Source organism: Psychrobacter sp. I-STPA6b (assembly GCF_020662265.1).
In the GTDB taxonomy this organism is placed as follows: Bacteria; Pseudomonadota; Gammaproteobacteria; order Pseudomonadales; family Moraxellaceae; genus Psychrobacter.
In genome coordinates this window covers 1-3,412 of sequence record NZ_VEWM01000025.1, presented here as the reverse complement: position 1 = coordinate 3,412, position 3,412 = coordinate 1, and the positions used below count along the sequence as shown (strand labels likewise).

The 3,412-nt window shown below is 30.7% G+C and carries 1 protein-coding gene; it reads left to right on the top strand.

Annotation, left to right across the window (positions count from 1 at the left end):
* Positions 1-641 (top strand): hypothetical protein (locus FHK88_RS03470; RefSeq protein WP_264480590.1); only part of this gene is annotated, 641 nt, incomplete at its 5' end.
* Positions 642-3,412 lie beyond the last annotated feature (2,771 nt).

The window sequence follows — 3,412 nt, the reverse complement described above, 5'->3', positions numbered from 1 at the left end:
CAAATAGACTTTCTAGGATAAGTGAATTTATTTTGATAAATAGTTTTAATTTAAAAAATCCAGACAACTGTAAATCAAAAAATATAATACATGAAGATATGGATAAAATACTTCATTTATATTTTAAAATTAAGGGTTTATCAGAAGAATTCAATAAGGAAATTGAAAATACTTTTAAACAATTTTCAAATATTTGCCAAGACACCAACTTTAAAATAAAAGAAATTAAAAATTATTTAGAATCAGATAAAAAATTCATTGAGAAAAACATTGAGTATTTTATAAAAAAATCATATATAAATAAAAAAATAGATATTAATTTAAGTTCACAGATAAAAATATTGAACTATGAAGAAAATAATAATTTAAGCTTACGTGGCTGTATAAATCATATCCAGAATTTTATAGATATATTAAAAGAAACTAATGAAAAAATTGAAATATCTATGAAATCATATTGTCAATGTATAGACAGTGCTGAATATGTTAAATACTTATCAAATGAGAATAAGAATTTATTAAAAGAAACAGGTAAGGTTATAGAAATCCACATCAACTCGTTAAGACTAGAAATAAATATCTTTATAGAAAAAATTGAAGATTTTAAAAGAAAATTAGAGAGTATCGCAAATTCTGTATAACAGCCGATTAGATAAAATGCTTACTCACAAGCCACAGAGATTTTTATCAGATTTACGATTTAAAAAGAGTACGGTATAGTACAAGATATGCATGTCATTAAGACTAGGTGAGCGAACCTCTGTTCTTTCCGTATGGGTACGGTATAGTACAAGATATGCTTAAATTCCTAGCACAATATATAGATAAGAAATTTTTGCATGACTGTGACCTAAGCTAAAATGGGTTAATTATTAGAGTGTATCTACCCATATCCCGAATTTTATCGGCGGAAAGCCTTATAAAATAAGGGCTATAAAATACAAGAGTACGGTATAGTACTAGATATGCATGTCATTAAGACTTTAGTTTTTGGAAGTAGGCATTTTCAGCCTCGGTACGGTTACGGTATAGTACAAGATATGCTTAAATCCCTAGCACAATATATAACTAAGAAATATTTGCATGACTGTAACCTATACTAAAACAAGTCAAGTATTAGGGTGTATCTACCCACATCCCAAATTTTATTGGTGAAAAGCCTTATAAAATAAGGGCTATAAAATACAAGAGTACGGTATAGTACAAGATATGCATGTCATTAAGACGCTTGAAAACGATAAGTTTGATTATCGCTCTGGTACGGTATAGTACAAGATACGCTTAAATTCCTAGCACAATATATAGCTAAGAAATATCTGATTTACTGTGACCTAAGCTAAAATAAGTTAAGTATTAGGGTATATTTACCCATATCCCGAATTTTATCGGCGGAAAGCCTTATAAAATAAGGGCTATAAAATACAAGAGGTACGGTATAGTACAAGATATGCATGTCATTAAGACATATATAAACAAGCTCCCTTTTTTATTTTTAATGGTACGGTATAGTACAAGATACGCTTAAATTCCTAGCACAATATATAGCTAAGAAATATCTGATTTACTGTGACCTAAGCTAAAATAAGTTAAGTATTAGGGTATATCTACCCATATCCCGAATTTTATCGGCGGAAAGCCTTATAGAATAAGGGCTATAAAATACAAGAGGTACGGTATAGTACAAGATATGCATGTCATTAAGACTCTAGTAATGTCGGATAATTCGTTTTGGACTGGGTACGGTATAGTACAAGATATGCTTAAATTCCTAGCACAATATAATATATAGATAAGAAATATTAGATTTACTGTAACCTATGCTAAAATAGGTTAAGTATTAGGGTGTGTCTACCCATATCCCGAATTTTATAAGTGGAAAGCCTTATAAAATAAGGGCTATAAAATACAAGAGGTACGGTATAGTACAAGATATGCATGTCATTAAGACATTTATATTATTGTGTTGAGCAAACTCAAGTGGTACGGTATAGTAATAGATATGCATGTCATTAAGACCATATAGTTTTTACAGCATCAGGACTAAATAAGGTACGGTATAGTACTAGATATGCTTAAATTCCTCGTACAATATATAGATAAGAAAAATCTGATTTACTGTAACCTATGCTAAAATAAGTCAAGTATTAAGGTGTATCTACCCATATCCCGAATTTTATAAGTGGAAAGCCTTATAGAATAAGGGCTATAAAATACAAGAGGTACGGTATAGTACAAGATATGCATGTCATTAAGACTTTTCCTAGGAATTACTCCTTTTTAAAAATGGTACGGTATAGTACAAGATATGCTTAAGCTCCTAGCACAATATACAGCTAAGAAATATCTGATTTACTGTGATCTATGCTAAAATAAGTCAAGTATTAGGGTGTATCTACCCATATCCCGAATTTTATCGGCGGAAAGCCTTATAAAATAAGGGCTATAAAACACAAGAGGTACGGTATAGTACAAGATATGCATGTCATTAAGACTTATAAAAACTATTAGCCACTTACAAGAAAGGGGTACGGTATAGTACAAGATATGCATGTCATTAAGACTAGGTGAGCGAACCTCTGTTCTTTCCGTATGGGTACGGTATAGTACAAGATATGCTTAAATTCCTAGCACAATATATAGATAAGAAATTTTTGCATGACTGTGACCTAAGCTAAAACAAGTCAAGTATTAGGGTGTATCTACCCATATCCCGAATTTTATCGGTGGGAAGCTTTGTAAAATAAGGGCTATAAAACACAAGAGGTACGGTATAGTACAAGATATGCTTAAATCCCTAGTGCAATATATAGCTAAGAAATATCTGCATGACTGTAACCTATGCTAAAATAAGTTAAATATTAGGGTATATCTACCCATATCCCGAATTTTATCGGCGGAAAGCCTTATAGAATAAGGGCTATAAAATACAAGAGGTACGGTATAGTACAAGATATGCATGTCATTAAGACTCTAGTAATGTCGGATAATTCGTTTTGGACTGGGTACGGTATAGTACAAGATATGCTTAAATTCCTAGCACAATATAATATATAGATAAGAAATATTAGATTTACTGTAACCTATGCTAAAATAGGTTAAGTATTAGGGTGTGTCTACCCATATCCCGAATTTTATAAGTGGAAAGCCTTATAAAATAAGGGCTATAAAATACAAGAGGTACGGTATAGTACAAGATATGCATGTCATTAAGACATTTATATTATTGTGTTGAGCAAACTCAAGTGGTACGGTATAGTAATAGATATGCATGTCATTAAGACCATATAGTTTTTACAGCATCAGGACTAAATAAGGTACGGTATAGTACTAGATATGCTTAAATTCCTCGTACAATATATAGATAAGAAAAATCTGATTTACTGTAACCTATGCTAAAATAAGTCAAGTATTA